Below are 16,751 nucleotides of genomic sequence, written 5' to 3'. Positions count from 1 at the left end.
CACGCCCCCCCCCCCCCCCCACCCCACCACCCCCCCCCCCCCCCCCCCCCCCCCCCCCCCCCCCGCGGCCGGTCAGAAGTCCAGGTGCGCGTCGATCTCCGTGCCGCGCACGTCCAGTTCCGCGCCGGTTCCGCTCAGCAGCCGCCGGGCCGCCGCGTTGTCCACTGTGGTCGTCGCGACGAACTTCGCCGCGCCGCCGTCGCGGGCCGCGTCCAGCAGCACCGCGGTCACCTTGCGGCCGATCCCGCGTCCGCGCGCCGAACGGCCGAGCCACACCCCGGCCTCGACCTCCAGCGCGGACCGCCCGGACACCGGACGCAACCGGGCCGCCCCGCAGACCCGGCCGTCGACCTCCACGACCCACGTCGTCTCGATGGCCGTGTCCGGGTTCAGGGATCGTCGGCGGTGAAACGCGAGAAACGCTTCGCGGCGTTCTTCGGTCCATCCGGCGGGACCTTCCACCGGCGGCATGACCTCGGTCGGTTCGGCGTCGGCCACCGCGGCTTCCAGCAGCCGCTCAAGCCCCTGCTCGTCGAGCGGGATCAGCACGATCTCGGATTCTCCGGATCCAGGCACGCCCCGCAGCTTGGCACGCGAAGCCGCCGGGCGCTACCCGATCGGCCCAGTCGTTACCAGGGAACCGGCTTGCCGAAGCGGTCGAGGAACTGCAGCCCCGGCTCGCCTGCCTGCGCTTCGAGCACGTCAACGACCGCGGGAACGCTCTCCTCCGGCAGCAACGGCGCGTCCGGCCCGCCGAGCCGCGTGCGGTTGTGACCGGGGTCGATGAGCAGCTTGGTCCGCCCGTCGCCCTCGTGGCGGGTGGCGTAGCTGCGCATGAGCTGGTTGAGCGCGGCCTTGCTCGCCTTGTACAGCTCGTATCCCGGTTCGACGTTCATCGAGACGCTGCCCTGCTCCGACGACATCACCGCGACCGTGCCGCCCGGCGCGACCAGATCGTGCAGTCCTTCGAGGACTCTCAACGGGCTCAGCGCATTCGTGATCATCACTTCGGTGAACATCTCGGTCGGCACTTCGCTGATCGGCAGATTTCCGCGGTCGATCGCCGCGTTCACGAAAAGCAGATCGAGCGAGCCGTCGACTCTGTCGCACAACGCGGCGATCTGTGCGTCGTCAGTCATCTCCAGCTGCTCGGTCCGCATCCCTTCTCGCGGCGGTGCTCCGTCGCGGGTGGTCGCGATGACCTCCCATCCCCGCCGGTCCAGTTCGGTGACCAGCACCAATCCGAGTCCGCGCGAAGCCCCGACCACCACTGCCCGGCGTACCGCCATGGCCGCTCCTTTGTCTAGACGCAACGTCACGTCTAGACAGTAGCACGGTAAGGTATCCGGCATGCCCGCAGTGAATTCCCAGCCCCGCAGGGCACGCTCCGGCAACCGGCGCGACGAGGCCGCGCGGCTGGCCGTGCTCCACGCCGCCGACGATCTGCTGGTCGAACACGGCTTTAGCGCACTGACCGTCGAAGCGATCGCGCGCCGGGCCGGCGTCGCCAAGCAGACGATCTACCGCTGGTGGCCGTCCAAGGTCGAAATCCTGCTGGACACGCTGATCGAGGACAGCGACAAACGCCTGCCGGTGCCCACCGAACTCCCGACAGCCAAGGGAATCCGCGCTTACCTGCGCGCTTTCGCGGATTTCCTCGCCGACGACCCAGCGGGGAAATGTCTCCTCACTCTCCTGGCGGAGGCCCAGCACGACGTAGGGACGGCGGCTCGGTTCCACGAGCGGTATCTGGAACCGCGGCAGATCGCCGAACGGGAAATGCTGACGCGAGCGACGGAGGCGGGCGAGGTTTCTCCCGTGCTGGATCCAGAGGCCACGATGGACGCTTTGCTGGGGCCGATTGTCTACTGTGCACTGACCGGGGTCGCGGTGCCGGAGGATTTGGTGGATACGTTGGTGGAGAAGCTTCTTCGTCCGCGAATGTGAGTTCGCCGGCGGATTCCGACATTCAGGTGAACTTGCCAGGTTCCGTTTCGTTCCGCGCCTTCCTCGGAGTTGGACGTCGAGCGCAGGCACCGCATTCCCAACGACGGCGGACGGGCAAGGCGGCGGAATCGTCATCGCAGCCGGAGTCGCCACAGGTGGGGTCATCGCGTTCGGCGGCGGCGCCGCGGTCAAGGGAGGCGCGGGCACAGTTGCGGAGGCACTGCCCGGAAACCTCGCGGGGACGTCGTCGATTCGCTGCCCAGCCGCTCTCCCCCGATCAGGAAAGCGGAAGGCCGGAAATCGGCCCTGCGAGGCTAACTCGCCAAAGCATTGAACCGGTTCAAGCTCAAAGAGCTGAACCGCGCGGTAAAGCGTGAGCTGAAGTGCCTACTCAATTCCACCGGCGAAGTACGGGAGTGCTTTTTTGTACTCCGTGCACCTCGCTCGCCATGGCGTTGCAAGCGGTCGGCCACGGCAACGCCGCGCTGGCTTCCACTTCACCGGCCACCACTATCACCCGAGACCCGTCGGGCGGACAATGGTCATCGGCGAAGCAGACACCGCGACCGGCCGGTTCGACGCGGAAGAACTCGACACCCTGGCCGAGGTGGTCACCTACTTCCCGAAATCCTGACCTGCCGCCGCACCTCGGCGACCCGCACCGGGCGGTTCGCCCGCCGCGAGACTTCGCACGCCTCCGCGATGTAGAACGCCTCCAACGCGTCCGCCGCCCCCGCGGGCGACGGGATCCGTCCGGCGGCCACGTCCAGGAACGCCCGCAGCTCAGCGGCATAAGCCGTCCGGAATCGTTCCATGAAGCCGGGATACGCCGGGCCCGGCAACGGCGGCACACCTGGCTCCACCGACCGCAGCGGCACCTGGTCGTCCAAGCCCACCACCACATTCCCGGCCGAGCCGAGGGCTTCGAAGCGCACGTCGTAGCCCGCGCCGTTATAGCGCGTCAGCGAGACTGTCGCGAGGGTTCCGTCGTCGAGGGTCATCACCACCGCCGCCGTGTCTACGTCTCCGGCGTCGGTGAAGAACTGCTCGCCCTTGTTGCGGCCCACGGCGAAGACTTCCTCGACCTCCCGGCCAGTCACCCACCGGAGGATGTCGAAATCATGCACGCCGCAGTCCCGGAACAGGCCGCCGGAATGCGCGACATAGGCCGCCGGCGGCGGGGCCGGGTCCAAAGTGGTCGCCCGGACGCTGTGCAGCCAGCCCAGTTCTCCACTCTCCACGGCGGCTCGCGCGGCCTGGTAGCCCGCGTCGAACCGGCGCTGGAAACCGATCTGCACCGGGACGTCCGAATCCGCGATCCGGTCGATCACCGCGAGCGTGCCGGGGATGTCCGCGGCTACCGGCTTCTCGCAGAACACCGGCACTCGCGCGTCGACTGCCCGGATGATCAGCTCCGGGTGCGCGTCCGTGGCCGCCGCGATGACCAAACCGTCGAGTTCGGCCCGGAACAGGGCGTCGAGGTCCGCCGCCGATTCGACACCGAGCTGAGCCCCGGCCGCCTGTGCTCGCGCGGGATCCGCGTCCGCGATGACCACCGAAGACACCTCGTCGAAGCCCGCGAGCGTTTCCGCGTGCGCGGCGCCGATCCGTCCGGCTCCCGCCAGTCCCAACCTCATCGCTGTGCCTCCCAGTTCGGTCCCGTGGTCTCCCGCACGACCAAGGACGGATGAAGCAGATGCCGTACCGGTTCAGTGCGTTCACCGCGTACGCGTTCCAACAACGCATCGAAAGCCAGCCGCGCCATTTCCGCGCGCGGCTGGTCCACTGTGGTCAGTGAGATGTGCCGCAGAGAAGCTAAGGACGTGTTGTCGTAGCCAACCACCGAGACGTCCTCCGGCACCCGCAACCCGTGTTCCTCCAGTGCCGAGATCGCGCCGACCGCGTTGAAGTCGTTGCCCGCGAGCAGTGCGGTCGGAGCCGGAGAATACGAGGACAGCAACTCCCGCACCGCTTTCTCGCCCGCGGTGTCGGTGTGCTCGCTGCGTATCACGATCGGCTCCAGCCCGTGTGCTCGCATCGCCTGCTGAAAACCTCGGCGCCGCGCAGCCGCACCAGCCGCTCCCCCGCCGTCGAGGTGCGCGATCCGCCGATGACCCAGCTGCACCAGGTGTTCGACTGCCAGTGCCGCGCCCGCCTCGCCGTCGTCATTCACGGTATCCACTGTGGACAGCCGGGAAGTACGCGACACCAGCACCACCGGACATTGCCGTGCCGCGGCTTCGATCGCGGCGGCCGGGACCACCGGCGACAACAGCACGACTCCGGCCGGACGGAACGACAAAAGACTCCGCAACGCCGCGCCCTCGCGCGAAGGCATCCGGCCGCCGGTGTTGAGGATCAGATCGAACCCGGCGGCTTGGGCCGCCGCGTCCAAGCCTTCCACCACATCGGCGAAGAAGGCGTTGCGCAGGTCGTTCACCATCACGCCGAGCACCGTCGAGGTCCGGCTCGCCAGCGACCGCGCCATCACGTGCGGCGAATAGCCCAGTTCCTCGGCCGCTTCGAGCACTGCCGCGCGCCGCTGCGCCGAGACGTTCGGCGCGTTGCGCATCACGAGCGAAACCAGCGCCCGGGAGACCCCGGCTCGCGCGGCGACGTCCTCCATGGTGGGCTTCCCCATGCGAAAAACCTCCCCGGAGAAGCGCTTGACGCGACGGGTCGGACGCTACAAGCTTAGAGCGCTCTAATCAAGGCCAAGCTCGCGCTGTCCCCCGACCGGAGAGGGATCCATGACTGCGAAAATCGCCGCCGCCCCGATCTCGTGGGGAGTCTGCGAGGTGCCCGGCTGGGGCCGCGTGCTCGACGCCCCGGCAGTACTCGGCGAAATGGCCGAACTAGGCGTCACCGCAACGGAATTGGGCCCGCCGGGCTATCTGCCGCGCGAACCGGCCGAGTTGAAAGCGCTCCTGGCGAAGTACCAGCTCGAACTCGTCGGCGGCTTCCTCGCCCTGCCACTGCACGAAAATCCGGAAGCGGCCGTCGCCGAAGCGGAAGACTCGGCCGCGCTCTTCGCGAAGTGCGGCGGCGAAACGCTCATCCTCGCCGCCGCGACCGGTCTCGAAGGTTACGACGAACGGCCCACTCTGACCGACGCCGAATGGTCCACTTTGGTCAGCACGGCGAGCAAGATCCGGGACACAGCGGCGAAGCACGGGCTGAAAACAGTCCTGCACCCGCACGTCGGCACGCACGTGGAGACCGAGGCCGAGGTCGAACGCTTTCTCGCCGACTCGGATCTCCAGCTCTGCCTGGACACCGGCCACCTCCTGATCGGCGGCACCGACCCGGTCGCGCTCGCCCGGCGACACCCGCGGCGGATCGGGCATCTGCACCTCAAGGACGTCCGCGGCGAGCTGGCCGAAGCCGTCCGGACCGGCGAACTGCCCTACACCGAAGCTGTCGGCAGGGGTCTCTACGTGCCGCTCGGCGAGGGCGACGTGGACATCGAAGCCATGGTCCGCTCCGTCGCCGAAGCGGGCTACGACGGCTGGTACGTCCTGGAACAGGACACCGCGCTGAGCGTCGACAGCCCGGTGGAGCGTCCCGGCCAGGACGTCGCGACCAGCCTTTCGTATCTGCGCACCATCACCGGCTGACGTTGGAAAACAAGCGAGGAGAGACAACGATGTCCCATCGCTGGGAGCGCGCACGACGCTCCGGCCGCGCGGTGGCGGGCCTGCTGGCCGCGGGCTTGCTGCTGGCGGCGTGCACCGGTCCGGCCGCCGAACCGAAAACGACCGCGCCCGCTGCCGCGCCGACGCCGTCCGGGCCGTTGAAGGTTTCGGTGATCACGCACGGCACCGCGGGCGACGCGTTCTGGAACGTGGTGAAGAACGGAGCCGAACAAGCGGGCAAAGACCTTGGCGTACAAGTGGAATACACCTCGGACGGTGATCCGGGCGCACAGGCGAAGCTGATCGACAACGCAGTCGCTCAGCAAACTGGCGGCCTGGTGGTATCGATGGCGAACCCGGAGGCGCTGCGCCCGTCCATCGAGGCCGCGGTGCGTGCCGGGATCCCGGTGATCACCATCAACTCCGGCGAGGACAAAAGCGCGGCGTACGGGGCGCTCACGCACGTCGGGCAGAACGAGTCGATCGCAGGCCAGGAAGCTGGGAAGAAGTTCAAAGACCTCGGCAAGCACAAGCTGTTGTGCGTGATCCACGAGGCCGGGAACGTCGGGCAGGCGCAGCGCTGCGACGGCGCGAAGACCGGATTCTCCGGCACCGTGCAAACGCTGCAGGTGGACATCTCCAACCCCACCGACGCCGAATCGCGCATCCGCGGCGCGGTGCAGACCGATCCGTCGATCGACGCGGTGCTGACGCTGAACTCGCAGGTCGCCGCCCGTGCGGTGAGCGCGATCAAGTCGGTGAACGCGAAGGCCCAGGTCGCCACGTTCGACCTCAATTCCGACGTGGTGGCCGCGATCAACGCCGGGGACGTGCTGTTCGCGGTCGACCAGCAGCAGTACGAACAGGGCTATCTCCCAGTGCAGTTCTTGAAGCTGTACCGGGACAACGCGAACGTCGTCGGCGGCGGCAAACCGGTGCTCACCGGTCCCGACCTGGTCGACAAATCCACCGTGGACAAGGTCGGCCAGTACGTGCAAAGGGGCACCCGATGACGACCCTCGACGAACGGCTGGCGAAGCCGCGGCTCACCGACCGGCTGGTGGTGCGCCCGGAGATCGGCGCGCTGCTCGGCGCGGTCGTGGTCTTCTTGTTCTTCACCTTCGCCACCGACAAATTCTTCAGCGCCAGCGGAGCCGCGACCTGGCTGGACGACGCGGCGACGCTGGGCATCATGGCGGTCGCGGTGTCACTGCTCATGGTCGGCGGCGAGTTCGACCTGTCGGCAGGCGTGATGACCGCGTCCACCTCGCTGGTCACCGCGATCCTCGCCACCCAAGCGGGCTGGAACGTCTGGCTCGCCCTGTTGGTCTCGCTGGTTTTCGCCCTGACAGTCGGCGCGTTCAACGGCTGGCTGGTGATGAAGACCGGACTGCCAAGTTTCATTGTCACCCTCGGCACTTTCCTTGCCCTGCAGGGCTTGAACCTCGGCGTGACGAGGCTGGTCACCGGCACCGTGCAGGTCTCCGGCATGCGCTCGACCGACGGCTACGCCTCGGCTGGGTTCGTCTTCGCTTCCACAGTGGACATCGGCGGCACTCCGTTCCAGATCTCCATCGTCTGGTGGCTCGGCGCGATCGCGGTGGCCGCGTGGCTGCTCGTGCGGACGCGGTTCGGCAACTGGATCTTCGCGGTCGGCGGTTCGGCGAGCAGCGCCCGCGCGGTCGGCGTTCCGGTGGTGCGCACGAAAATCCTGCTGTTCATGGGCACCGCACTGGCCGGATGGCTGGTCGGCTCGATCAACATCCTGCGGTTCGCGAGCGTCCAGGCGAATCAGGGCATCGGGCTGGAATTCCAGTACATCATCGCCGCGGTGATCGGCGGCTGCCTGCTGACCGGCGGGTTCGGCTCCGCCGTCGGCGCGGCGATCGGCGCGCTGATCTTCGGCATGGCGCGGCAGGGCATCGTGTTCGCCGGCTGGGACAACGACTGGTTCATGCTGTTCCTCGGGATCATGCTGCTGGCGGCGGTCCTGGTCAACAACGCTCTGCGGCGGCGTGCGGAAAGGGTCCGGCGATGAACGCTCTCCTCGAAGTCAAGAACGTCGGCAAGCGTTACGGCACCGTAGTCGCGCTGCGCGAAGTGTCCACAGTGGTCAATGCCGGTGAGGTCACCTGCGTGCTGGGCGACAACGGCGCGGGAAAGTCCACTTTGATCAAGATCCTCGCCGGAGTGCACCAGCACGACGAAGGCGAGTTCCTCGTCGAAGGCGCGCCGGTGCGGTTCGGTTCGCCCCGGGAGGCATTGGACCGCGGAATCGCCACGGTGTACCAGGATCTCGCGGTGGTGCCGCTGATGAGCGTGTGGCGCAACTTCTTCCTCGGCTCCGAGCCGACCGTCGGGTTCGGCCCGTTCCGCGCCCTGGACCGGCGCAAAGGCCGGGAGCTGACGAAGAAGGCCCTCGCCGACCTCGGCATCGATCTGCGCGATGTCGAACAGCCAGTCGGCACGCTCTCCGGCGGCGAACGGCAGTGCGTCGCCATCGCGCGGGCCATCCACTTCGGCGCGAAGGTGCTGATCCTGGACGAGCCCACCGCCGCGCTGGGCGTGAAGCAGGCAGGGGTCGTGTTGAAGTACGTGGCCCAGGCCCGCGACCGGGGCCTGGGCGTCGTCCTGATCACGCACAACCCGCATCACGCGTATCCGGTGGCCGACCGCTTCCTGCTGCTCAAACGCGGCGCACCGCTCGGGTGCTACGAGAAGCCGGAGATCGAGCTGCCGGAGCTGACCCGGCAGATGGCCGGCGGCGCGGAGCTGGAAGCACTGGAACACGAGCTGCGGCACGTCGAATAGCTCACGAGACCGCTTTCTCCAGCCACGGCCGCACCACCGGCAGCACCGCGGCGGCCTGCATCGCGCTCATGTGGTCCAGGCCGTCGAGCACCTCGACGGTCCACCCGCGTGCCTCCAGTTCTGCACGCTCGCGCAGCAACGGACCGGCGATGTCGACGGTCACCCCGCCCCACCGCTCGCCGTATGCGATCCGATCCTCCGACCCCGCGAAGCACAATCGCGGGCACGACAGCTCAACCGCCCGGTCGTCGAAGTCTTGCAACGCTTCGTACAACGTCACGAACTGCTTCGTCTGCCCGGTGGACAACGTGACGTCCACCGAATCCCAGTCCCCCGGTTCAGCTTTGGTTTCGGCAGACGGGCCAGCGAGCGCCATCTCGTGCGTCGCCCTGGTCACCGCGAGCATCGCCGTGTACGGCCCGTCCACCGGCGGATACCCGCCCATCACCAACGCGTCCAGCCGGTCGGTCCGCACCGCGAGCTGCAACCCGGACAGCGCCAGCCACGAGTACCCGTAATACGAGAACCGCTCCGCTCCGGCCGCGTCCGCCACGGCCAGGAAGTCGGCCGCGACCACGTCCGGCGTCAGGTCGGCCGGATGCGCCATCCGGTGCCCCTGGTAGTCGAAGGCCACCACCCGGAATCCGGCGAATCCCTCGACCAGCGAACGGCCCAGCTCCGGATCGGCACCCCACTGCCGCGCCGCCTCGGCCTCCGGTCCCTCGGCGGGCCGGGGGTCGACCGGGAGCAGCAGCACCGGCCCGTCCCCGCGCACCTGCGTCTCGATCCGCGTTCCGTCGTGCAGAGTCGTTTCAGCCATCTCATCTCTTTACGTCGTAAAGTGTCGTCCGGCACGACGGTACTATACGACGTAAAGAGATGTCGAATCAGCTGGTGACAGCCGGGGACGCCGCGTCGGAGACCAGCTTGCGCGGAGCCCCGGACCCGTCCGCGGGCACCGACCACACGGCGTTGTCCAGGCCGTACAGAATCGTGTGGTCGTCCTGCCACAACGCCTGGTCGTCGACGCTGCGGGTCTCGGCGAGCGCGGTCTCCCGCATCGTCTTGAGGTCGAGCACGGACAGCCGCCAGACGCCCTCGCCGACCTTCTTCTTGAACGCGATCCGCGTTTCGTCCGGCGACAGCGACGGGCATTCCACGTTCTCCCGCAGCGCTTTGCCGCGGTAGGTGTCGTAGTCGCCCTCGATCAGATACGTCTTGCCCTTGGTGCCCAGGGTCGAGTAGAACCGCTTGCCGTCCTTGGCGAACGTGATGCCCCAGTAGTTGACGTCGGAGGAGAAGTACCGCTTCCCGTCGACCAGGACGGGCAGTTCCTCGATCGTCTTCTCCAGCTCGCCGTTGTCCAGCTGGTAAACCCCGGCGCGGGTCGAGAATCCGGTGGCCGCATAGGAATCCCCGGTGACGAACACCGTCCAGTACACCCGTTTGCCGTCCGGTGAAACCCGCGCCCGGCTCGGCGTCCCCGGCAGATAATCCTTGTGCACGGTGGTGAAATTCCGGTCGAGGACACTGAAATCGCTGACCGCGGGCAACGTGCCAGGGCGCACCGCGAGACACATTCCGGTCGACGCGGACACAGCGAACCGGTCGCACTTCACTTCGCTGAACTTCGGCTCAGCACCAGGATTCGACAGCGGGACTACCCCGACGTTGCCCGTTTTAGTGCTGCGAAAGAACAGTTGCCCGGGCGCGAGCGAAAGATGTTCGACCTTGCCAGGTTCGGCCGGGCTAGGCCGCGCGGCAACCGTGTAGACCACTGCTGCGGCGGCGAGCACCACGGTTCCGACCACAGCGAGAAGGACTTTTTTCATTTGCGCACCGGCCTTGCGAAAGCGGCGCCGAGCGCCACGACAGCGAGCGCTCCGGCCGCCACGAGAACGGCGGGCTGGAGATCCCACAGCGTCCAGGCGAGTCCGAAAAGGACAGACGAAAGCATTCGAGCGGCCGCCTGTCCGGTTTGGACCACCGCGAGGCCAGTCGCCCGGAGATCAGCCGGTACCAACGGTCCGGCGGCAGCCATCAGCACCCCGTCGGTGGCCGCGTAGAACACGCCGTGCAGCCCCAATGCGAGAGCCGCGAGCCAGAATCCCGACACCGGCCCGCACAACGCGATCAGCGCGGCGACCAGCGCGACGTGCCCGCCGAGGAACACCGGCCAGCGCCCGATCCGGTCGGCCAGCTTGCCCAGCGGAACCGCGAGCACCAGATACACCCCGGCGGTGCCGAGCGGCAGCAACGGGAAGAACGTCGCCGCGACGTCCCAGCGCCGCTGGAGCACGAGGTAGACAAAGGAGTCGCCGAGGGTCACGAACCCGAGCAGCGCCGCCCAGACCGCCACGCGGCGGAAACCCCGTTCGCGCAACAATCCGAACGCCGCCCGCACGGACACCGCGGCCCGGTCGACCGCGGCGGGCCGGTCGCGGACGAACAACACGAGCAGCAGCACCGCGATCGCCGCGATGCAAAAACTGGTGAAGAACACCGACGTGTAGCTGCCGAGGCTCAGCGCGAGCACCGCCATCGCGACGAGCGGGCCGAGGAACGCGCCGACGGTGTCCATCGCGCGGTGCACGCCGAACGACCGGCCGAGCGTGTCGGGCTCGCTGGAAAGCGAGATCAACGCGTCGCGCGGGGCTGTGCGCAGCCCCTTGCCGGTCCGGTCGGCGGCGAGCACCACGCCGATCGCCGCGACCGACGAACCGGCCGCGACCAGACCGAGCTTGCACACCGCGGACAAGCCGTAGCCGAACCCGGCGACAGCCTTGAGCCGCCGCCATCTGTCGGCCAGGTGCCCGCCGAGCACGCGGACCACGGCGGTGGCTCCCGCGTAGAGCCCGTCGAGCAGGCCGAACTGCAGCGGGTTCAGCCCGAGGCCGAGCACCAGATACAGCGGGAGCACCGCGGTCACCATCTCCGAGGAGATGTCGGTGACGAGGCTGACCGCGCCGAGTGCGACGACGTTCGCCGACACCCGGCGCAGGCCGGCCTTCCGGTCCGTGCCCGCCGCGACGTCCGAACTACGGCTGGTCGCGATGTACATGACCGGCCCCTAGTTGTGGCAGGTGTAGGTCGGGCTGCTGTCCTGGACCTTGCCGTCGAGACCGATCAGCTGCTCGGAGAAGGTGTTGTCGGTCATCGTCAGCTTGAGCACGCCGAAGGTGTCCTTGAGCAGCTTCGCCGTGGTCGGGTGCGCGGAGTGGACCGGGTACGGGTTCGCGCCGCCCATGCCGCCGACGATCTCGACCGGGCCGGACGGGTCCGCCTTGCCGTTCGCGTCCTGCGGGACGAACCGCTCGTAGTGGTGATCGTGGCCGTTGAGGATCAGGTCGACCTTGTTCTGCGCGAACAGGTCCCACAGCTGCTTGGAACCGCGCTGGTCGCCGTGATCGCCGGAGCTCCACCGCGGGTGGTGGTAGTACGCCGCGACGCAGCCCTTGGTGTTCTTCGCCAGGTCCTGCTTGATCCAGTTCATCTGCTCGGTGTCCTTGAGCTCGCCGCCGTCGTTGTCGTCGACGAAGCCGTTGGAGTCGAGGGCGATGAAGTGCCAGTTGCCCATTTCCCAGCTGTAGTACCGCTTCCCGTTCGGCGTGGCGATCTTGCCGAAGTACTGCTCGTAGGCCTCGAAGGGCTTGTTGTCGTCGTAGGTCTCGTGGTTGCCGGGGACCGGGTGCGTGATGCTCTTGAACTTGCCCCAGGTCTTGTCGTAGTAGTCCTTGAAGTTCTGCAGCGACAGACCGGTGTTCTCGGAGTCGTACTGGTTGTCGCCCATGGTGATCACCGCGGCGGGGTTCATGCTCTGGACGAGCTTCGCGGTCTTCGGGTGCATGCAGCTGGAGCTGCTCGCGGTGCACTGCTCGGCGATGTCGCCGGCCGCGGCGAGGACGAAGGTGTTGCCCGCGGTCCCCGGCTTCGTGTGCACCTTGACCGCGCCGCTGACCGGCGAGGTGTTCCCGGCGGCGTCCTTCGCCCGGACGGTGTAGGTGTAGTCGGTGTCCGGCGAGAGGCCGTTGTCGGTGTACGACGTGGTCGTGCTGGTGGCGACGGACTTGCCGTCCCGCAGCACCTCGTACCCGGCGACGCCGACGTTGTCCGTCGACGCGGCCCAGGTCAGCCCGACGCTGTTGGAGCCGATCTCGCCCGCGGCGAGGTTCGCGGGAGTGGTGGGCGCCTGCGTGTCACCGGAGGAGTCCGGCGTGCCATACGCCTGCAGCTCCCACAGCGAGTAGCCGTACTTCGTGGCGCGCTCGGTGCCGACGAAGCGCAGGAACCGGCCGTGCCCGGACAACCCGGTGAGGTCGTCGGTACCGCCGTCGCCGTTGGTGATCGTCGCGATCGACTTGAAGTTCTCGCCGTCGTCGGAGACCTCGATGCGGTACTTCTTGGCGTAGGCCGCTTCCCAGTTCAGCTTCACCCGGTGGATCGTGGCCGCCTGCCCGAGATCGACGCGCAGCCACTGGGCGTCGGCGCTGACCGCGCTGGCCCAGCGGGTCTTGAGATTCCCGTCTACGGCTTTCTCGCCGCTCAACGCGGACGTCTCGAGCGTGGACGTGCTGACGGGTTTCCCTTCGGACAGCAGCACATCGGCGGCAGCGGCACTGGCGTCGCGCGCGGGCGAGACCGCGGCGGGCAGCAGCACCACCGCGGCCGCCGGCAAGGCGAACCGGGCGAGACTTCGGACACGGGACGAGGACACGTCGCACTCCTTCGGGCCGGACGGGAACAGGGCGGCGGCGTTACGGTTCTGCGGCGTCTCGTTGCGTTAGGAAAGTTTCCTAACTAAAACGGCAGAGTAGCGGCCCCGGTGTGCCCCGACAAGCCCGGAACGGACGTGAAACGATCAAGAGCGCCCGATCAGCGGAACGCCCCGCTTGCCGCCGCGGAAGGTCCGTGAGGGGAACCCTGAGGGAATCTGATTCCGTGAAGGCCACCCTCACGGACTTCAGCGTTGCAGCAACCGGCGGACTTCCTGCACCGCGGCGCGTCCGGCCCGATTCGCCCCTACCGTGCTCGCCGAAGGCCCGTACCCGACCAGATGCAGTCGCGGTTCCGCCACCACGCGAGTCCCGTCCATCCGGATTCCGCCGCCCGACGTCCGCAGATGCAACGGAGCCAGATGGTCGATCGACGCACGGAACCCGGTCGCCCACAGAATCAGGTCCGCGGGCTCGAAACTCCCGTCCTCCCAGACGACACCGTCGGGAACCAGCCGCGAGAACATCGGCCGCCGGTCCAGATACCCGGCCGCGCGCGCGGCGAGCACCTCCGGCGTCACCGCCAGGTCCGTCACGCTGACCACGCTCTCCGGTGGCAGTCCGGCCCGCACCCGCTGCTCCACCTTCGCGACCGCCTGACGGCCCCAGTCCTCGTTGAACGACTCCTCCCGCCACACCGGCGGACGCCGCGTCACCCACACTGTCGACCAGGCGACCGGACCGATCTCCATCAGCAGCTGTACCGCCGACGTCCCGCCGCCCACGACCACCACGCGCTGGCCGCGGAATTCCTCAGCACCGCGGTAATCCGCTGTGTGCAGCTGCTTTCCGGCGAAAGTCCCGGGATAACGCGGCCAGAACGGCCGGTCCCACGTCCCGGTCGCGCTGATCACCGCACGCGCCGCCCAGGTCTCCGCCGGAGATTCGACCAGCAGCCGCTCCCCCGCGCGCCGCACTGCGGTCACGTCGACCGGACGGTGCACCGGCAAGTCGTAGGTCTTCTCGAAGCGCGCGAAGTACTCCGACACGGCCTCGCTCGCCGGCCGCGTCGCGTCGGGGGTCCCGAACGCCATGCCCGGCAGGTCGTGAATCCCGTGCACCTTGCCGACCACCAGCGACGGCCACCGGTACTGCCACGCCCCGCCCGCGCGTTTGCCGTGGTCGAGCACGACGAACCCGCGGTCGTTGGCGAATCCGGACCGGCGCAGGTGATACGCCGCCGACAAGCCGGCCTGCCCGGCCCCGATCACCACGACGTCGGTCTCGTGATCCGCAGTGCTCATACAACGTTCAACAATTGCTCGCGCCCGGTATTTCCGGCTCAGACCGCGACCCGGTTGCGCCCGCCGTCCTTCGCCCGGTACAGCGCGGCGTCGGCCGATCGCAGCACCTCGTCGAGTGTGTTGCCCGCCTGGGGATAACACGCCACGCCGACGGACACCGACAGTCCGCTGATCCGCAACGGACCTCCCACCGAGACGGTCAGCTCCCCCACCGCGATCCGCACGCGTTCGGCGATCCCGAGCACGTCCGTGCCGCCGGTCGCGGGCAGCAGGACCACGAATTCCTCGCCGCCGAACCGGCCGACGGTGTCGCTTTGCCGCACCGAAGACTCGATCGCGACGGCCACGGCGGCCAGCACCTCGTCGCCGGTGAGATGGCCGTACGTGTCGTTGATGCGCTTGAAGTGGTCGAGATCGATCATCAGCACGGCGAACCCGCTGCCGGTGCCCCGCCGCCGGGCCCGGGTGAATTCGCGCGTGGCCAGCTCGTGCCAGCCCGCGGTGTTGAGCAGGCCGGTTTTTTCGTCGGTCACGACCGCTACCTGCAACTGCTGTTTCAGCAGGAGATAGCGGTGCAGCAACAGCAATGGCGGAAGCACGAACACCACCAGCACTGGTTGGTGGACAAACGCCAGCGCGGCGAGCCCGCCGAGGCAGAGCGTCGCCAACTCGAAGGCGTTGTCCTCCCAGGTGCCGATGAGGTCCGCGAGCGAGCGACTGTTCGTGTACAGGTAGATGCCTGTCGCCACGAGCAGGACGTTCACCAGCTCAAACGCGACTGCCGCCAGTACGAGCGCGAGGACGCCGTACGCGGTGTCGAGCCGCTCCTGATCCAGACCGCTGACAGCCAGCACCCCAGACGCCATGAAGCACGACAGCATCGCCCACGCGGTACTCGCCGCGAAGCGATGCGCGGGCCGCGTACGCACGTGTCGCCACACTCGCAGCCACAGATGCAGGTACAGCACCAATGCCAGCAACGCGACCCATGCTGGCGGAAGCAGGAAGGCACCCGCGAGATACCAGACAGACGTGACGTTGATGTGCGTCTGGCCGCTCATCCATCGCCGCAGCCGTTCGATCCGCCGCGACATCTCGGCCTGCGCGATGCCCAGCCCGACGAGCACGCCGAACGAACTGAACTGCACCGGCCCGCCGAACCCGGTCGCGAGACCGGTCACCGTGGCCACCGCGGCGAGCGCCTCGCACCCCATCGCGTAGCCGATCCACCGCCGTCGCGCGACCGCCCACATCGCCCAGCGCGGCGGCCAACCTCGCCAGGCCGTCACCGCGTCGCGCACCCCGATGGGGACAGGTGCCTGCCTCACGGGCGCCCCCACGCGAAATTCGGCCTACGGAAGTAGCCCAGGGTAGCGGGTCCACTCCGGTGCTAGCCGAACCGAGCGAAAACTCACCCGCGAACTGCCCGCCGGGCACGCCCTGGGTAGAGCGCGGGCAAGCCCCGGACCCGTCAGCGGCCGCGCAGTTTCCGCACTATGGCCAGCACGATCAGCAGCACGACCGCGCCCGCGGCCACCGGAGCGAGCCGTTTCGCGACGGACTGACCGGCGTAGTCGAGCAGGTCGATCGCCTCGGTCTCGCCGGTCGAACCCCCGGCGGGCACGCTCCGCAGCCGCGGTTTCTCGTCGGCGACCGGCTTCTCGTCGGCAGCGGGCTTTTCGGCGGGCTTCTCTTCGGCCTTGTCCTCGGACTTCGCTTCGGGCTTCTCTTCGGCCTTCTCCGCCGAAGCCTCGTCGGCCGGGGTCCCCAGCGACGCCGCGAGGTTCCCCGCGAAGGTGTCGAGGATCTTGCCGCCCACCTCGGAGATCAGGCCGCGCCCGAACTGCGCCGGACGCCCGGTGATCGCCAGATCGGTGGCGACCGCGCCGTGCGTGCCGCCGTCGCGTTCGGTGAGCGTCAGGGTGACCGTCGCGGCCGCGGTGCCGCCGCCGCGGGCGTCCTTGCCCGACGCCTTGATCACGACCTTGCGCGCCGCCTCGTCCTTCTCCAGGAACTCGCCGGTTCCCTTGTACAGCAGCGAAATCGGCCCCAGCTTGACCTTCACCGTGCCCGCGAAGGTGTCCCCCTCCACCTTGGTGAGCGAGGCACCCGGCATGCACGGGGCGACCCGCTCCGGGTCGATGACGGCCTGCCAGACCTCCCCGATCGGGGCGGGGACGGTGAATTCGTGGTCGAGCCGCACGGGCCGACCTCCTCTCCTGCACACTTCTTCGAGCCGTTGCCGTCCACCTTACGGCCGTCTCGCGGGGAGCGGTCCGGGAAGGACTCCTTGGGGGTCCCCCACGGTTGCCTCACCCCGGGCACTCTGACGCACCTGACCG

General features: G+C 68.4%; 16 protein-coding genes. 5 read left to right on the top strand and 11 right to left on the bottom strand.

Annotated elements, in window-relative coordinates:
- Positions 1-72 precede the first annotated feature (72 nt).
- On the bottom strand, positions 73-576 hold the full coding sequence (locus ACZ63D_RS27845; protein ID WP_465357302.1) for a GNAT family N-acetyltransferase: 504 nt from the start codon (positions 574-576) through the stop codon (positions 73-75).
- A 53-nt stretch (positions 577-629) separates the two neighbouring features.
- Entirely contained in the window at positions 630-1,289 is a 660-nt protein-coding gene (locus ACZ63D_RS27840) for an SDR family NAD(P)-dependent oxidoreductase (protein ID WP_465357301.1), read from the bottom strand.
- Positions 1,290-1,350: 61 nt separating this feature from the next.
- Here ACZ63D_RS27840 and ACZ63D_RS27835 point away from each other — a divergent pair, with 61 nt between their 5' ends.
- Positions 1,351-1,947, top strand: a complete 597-nt coding sequence (locus tag ACZ63D_RS27835) for a TetR/AcrR family transcriptional regulator (protein WP_465357300.1) — start codon at positions 1,351-1,353, stop codon at positions 1,945-1,947.
- Positions 1,948-2,558: 611 nt separating this feature from the next.
- On the opposite strand, the gene ACZ63D_RS27830 is transcribed toward ACZ63D_RS27835, so the two are convergent.
- Entirely contained in the window at positions 2,559-3,584 is a 1,026-nt protein-coding gene (locus tag ACZ63D_RS27830) for a Gfo/Idh/MocA family protein (RefSeq protein WP_465357299.1), read from the bottom strand.
- Positions 3,581-4,588 carry a LacI family DNA-binding transcriptional regulator gene (locus ACZ63D_RS27825; protein WP_465357298.1) on the bottom strand — a complete coding sequence of 336 codons (1,008 nt, stop codon included), beginning with the start codon at positions 4,586-4,588 and terminating at the stop codon, positions 3,581-3,583. The genes ACZ63D_RS27830 and ACZ63D_RS27825 overlap by 4 nt, the downstream gene beginning before the upstream one ends.
- A 109-nt stretch (positions 4,589-4,697) precedes the next feature.
- Here ACZ63D_RS27825 and ACZ63D_RS27820 point away from each other — a divergent pair, with 109 nt between their 5' ends.
- From ACZ63D_RS27820 to ACZ63D_RS27805, 4 genes are read left to right on the top strand one after another with little or no spacing between them, the layout of a single operon-like run.
- On the top strand, positions 4,698-5,564 hold the full coding sequence (locus tag ACZ63D_RS27820; protein WP_465357297.1) for a sugar phosphate isomerase/epimerase family protein: 867 nt from the start codon (positions 4,698-4,700) through the stop codon (positions 5,562-5,564).
- A gap of 29 nt (positions 5,565-5,593) precedes the next feature.
- Positions 5,594-6,595 (top strand): sugar ABC transporter substrate-binding protein, encoded by a 1,002-nt coding sequence (locus ACZ63D_RS27815; RefSeq protein ID WP_465357296.1) that lies wholly within the window; start codon positions 5,594-5,596, stop codon positions 6,593-6,595.
- On the top strand, positions 6,592-7,620 hold the full coding sequence (locus ACZ63D_RS27810; RefSeq protein ID WP_465357295.1) for an ABC transporter permease: 1,029 nt from the start codon (positions 6,592-6,594) through the stop codon (positions 7,618-7,620). Before ACZ63D_RS27815 ends, ACZ63D_RS27810 begins: the two co-directional genes overlap by 4 nt.
- The gene (locus ACZ63D_RS27805) at positions 7,617-8,393 is read left to right on the top strand and encodes an ATP-binding cassette domain-containing protein (protein ID WP_465357294.1); all 777 of its coding nucleotides are present in this window, start codon (positions 7,617-7,619) and stop codon (positions 8,391-8,393) included. Before ACZ63D_RS27810 ends, ACZ63D_RS27805 begins: the two co-directional genes overlap by 4 nt.
- Position 8,394: 1 nt before the next feature.
- Here ACZ63D_RS27805 and ACZ63D_RS27800 read toward each other — a convergent pair whose 3' ends face one another.
- The 7 genes from ACZ63D_RS27800 to ACZ63D_RS27770 all read right to left on the bottom strand — a co-directional run bounded on the left by ACZ63D_RS27800 (position 8,395) and on the right by ACZ63D_RS27770 (position 16,612).
- Positions 8,395-9,213, bottom strand: a complete 819-nt coding sequence (locus ACZ63D_RS27800) for an alpha/beta fold hydrolase (RefSeq protein ID WP_465357293.1) — start codon at positions 9,211-9,213, stop codon at positions 8,395-8,397.
- 67 nt (positions 9,214-9,280) lie between these two features.
- On the bottom strand, positions 9,281-10,225 hold the full coding sequence (locus ACZ63D_RS27795) for a TolB-like translocation protein (RefSeq protein ID WP_465357292.1): 945 nt from the start codon (positions 10,223-10,225) through the stop codon (positions 9,281-9,283).
- On the bottom strand, positions 10,222-11,454 hold the full coding sequence (locus ACZ63D_RS27790; RefSeq protein WP_465357291.1) for an MFS transporter: 1,233 nt from the start codon (positions 11,452-11,454) through the stop codon (positions 10,222-10,224). Before ACZ63D_RS27790 ends, ACZ63D_RS27795 begins: the two co-directional genes overlap by 4 nt.
- Before the next feature lie 9 nt (positions 11,455-11,463).
- Positions 11,464-13,107 (bottom strand): discoidin domain-containing protein, encoded by a 1,644-nt coding sequence (locus tag ACZ63D_RS27785; protein WP_465357290.1) that lies wholly within the window; start codon positions 13,105-13,107, stop codon positions 11,464-11,466.
- A gap of 246 nt (positions 13,108-13,353) precedes the next feature.
- Positions 13,354-14,409 carry an NAD(P)-binding domain-containing protein gene (locus tag ACZ63D_RS27780; RefSeq protein ID WP_465357289.1) on the bottom strand — a complete coding sequence of 352 codons (1,056 nt, stop codon included), beginning with the start codon at positions 14,407-14,409 and terminating at the stop codon, positions 13,354-13,356.
- 38 nt (positions 14,410-14,447) lie between these two features.
- On the bottom strand, positions 14,448-15,662 hold the full coding sequence (locus tag ACZ63D_RS27775; protein ID WP_465357454.1) for a GGDEF domain-containing protein: 1,215 nt from the start codon (positions 15,660-15,662) through the stop codon (positions 14,448-14,450).
- Positions 15,663-15,880: 218 nt separating this feature from the next.
- Positions 15,881-16,612 (bottom strand): SRPBCC family protein, encoded by a 732-nt coding sequence (locus ACZ63D_RS27770; protein ID WP_465357288.1) that lies wholly within the window; start codon positions 16,610-16,612, stop codon positions 15,881-15,883.
- Positions 16,613-16,751: the final 139 nt, after the last annotated feature.

It is taken from the genome of Amycolatopsis sp. NPDC104775, assembly GCF_055583325.1.
Note: the sequence above shows the minus strand (reverse complement) of the source record. Positions and strands in the feature narration are given on the sequence as shown.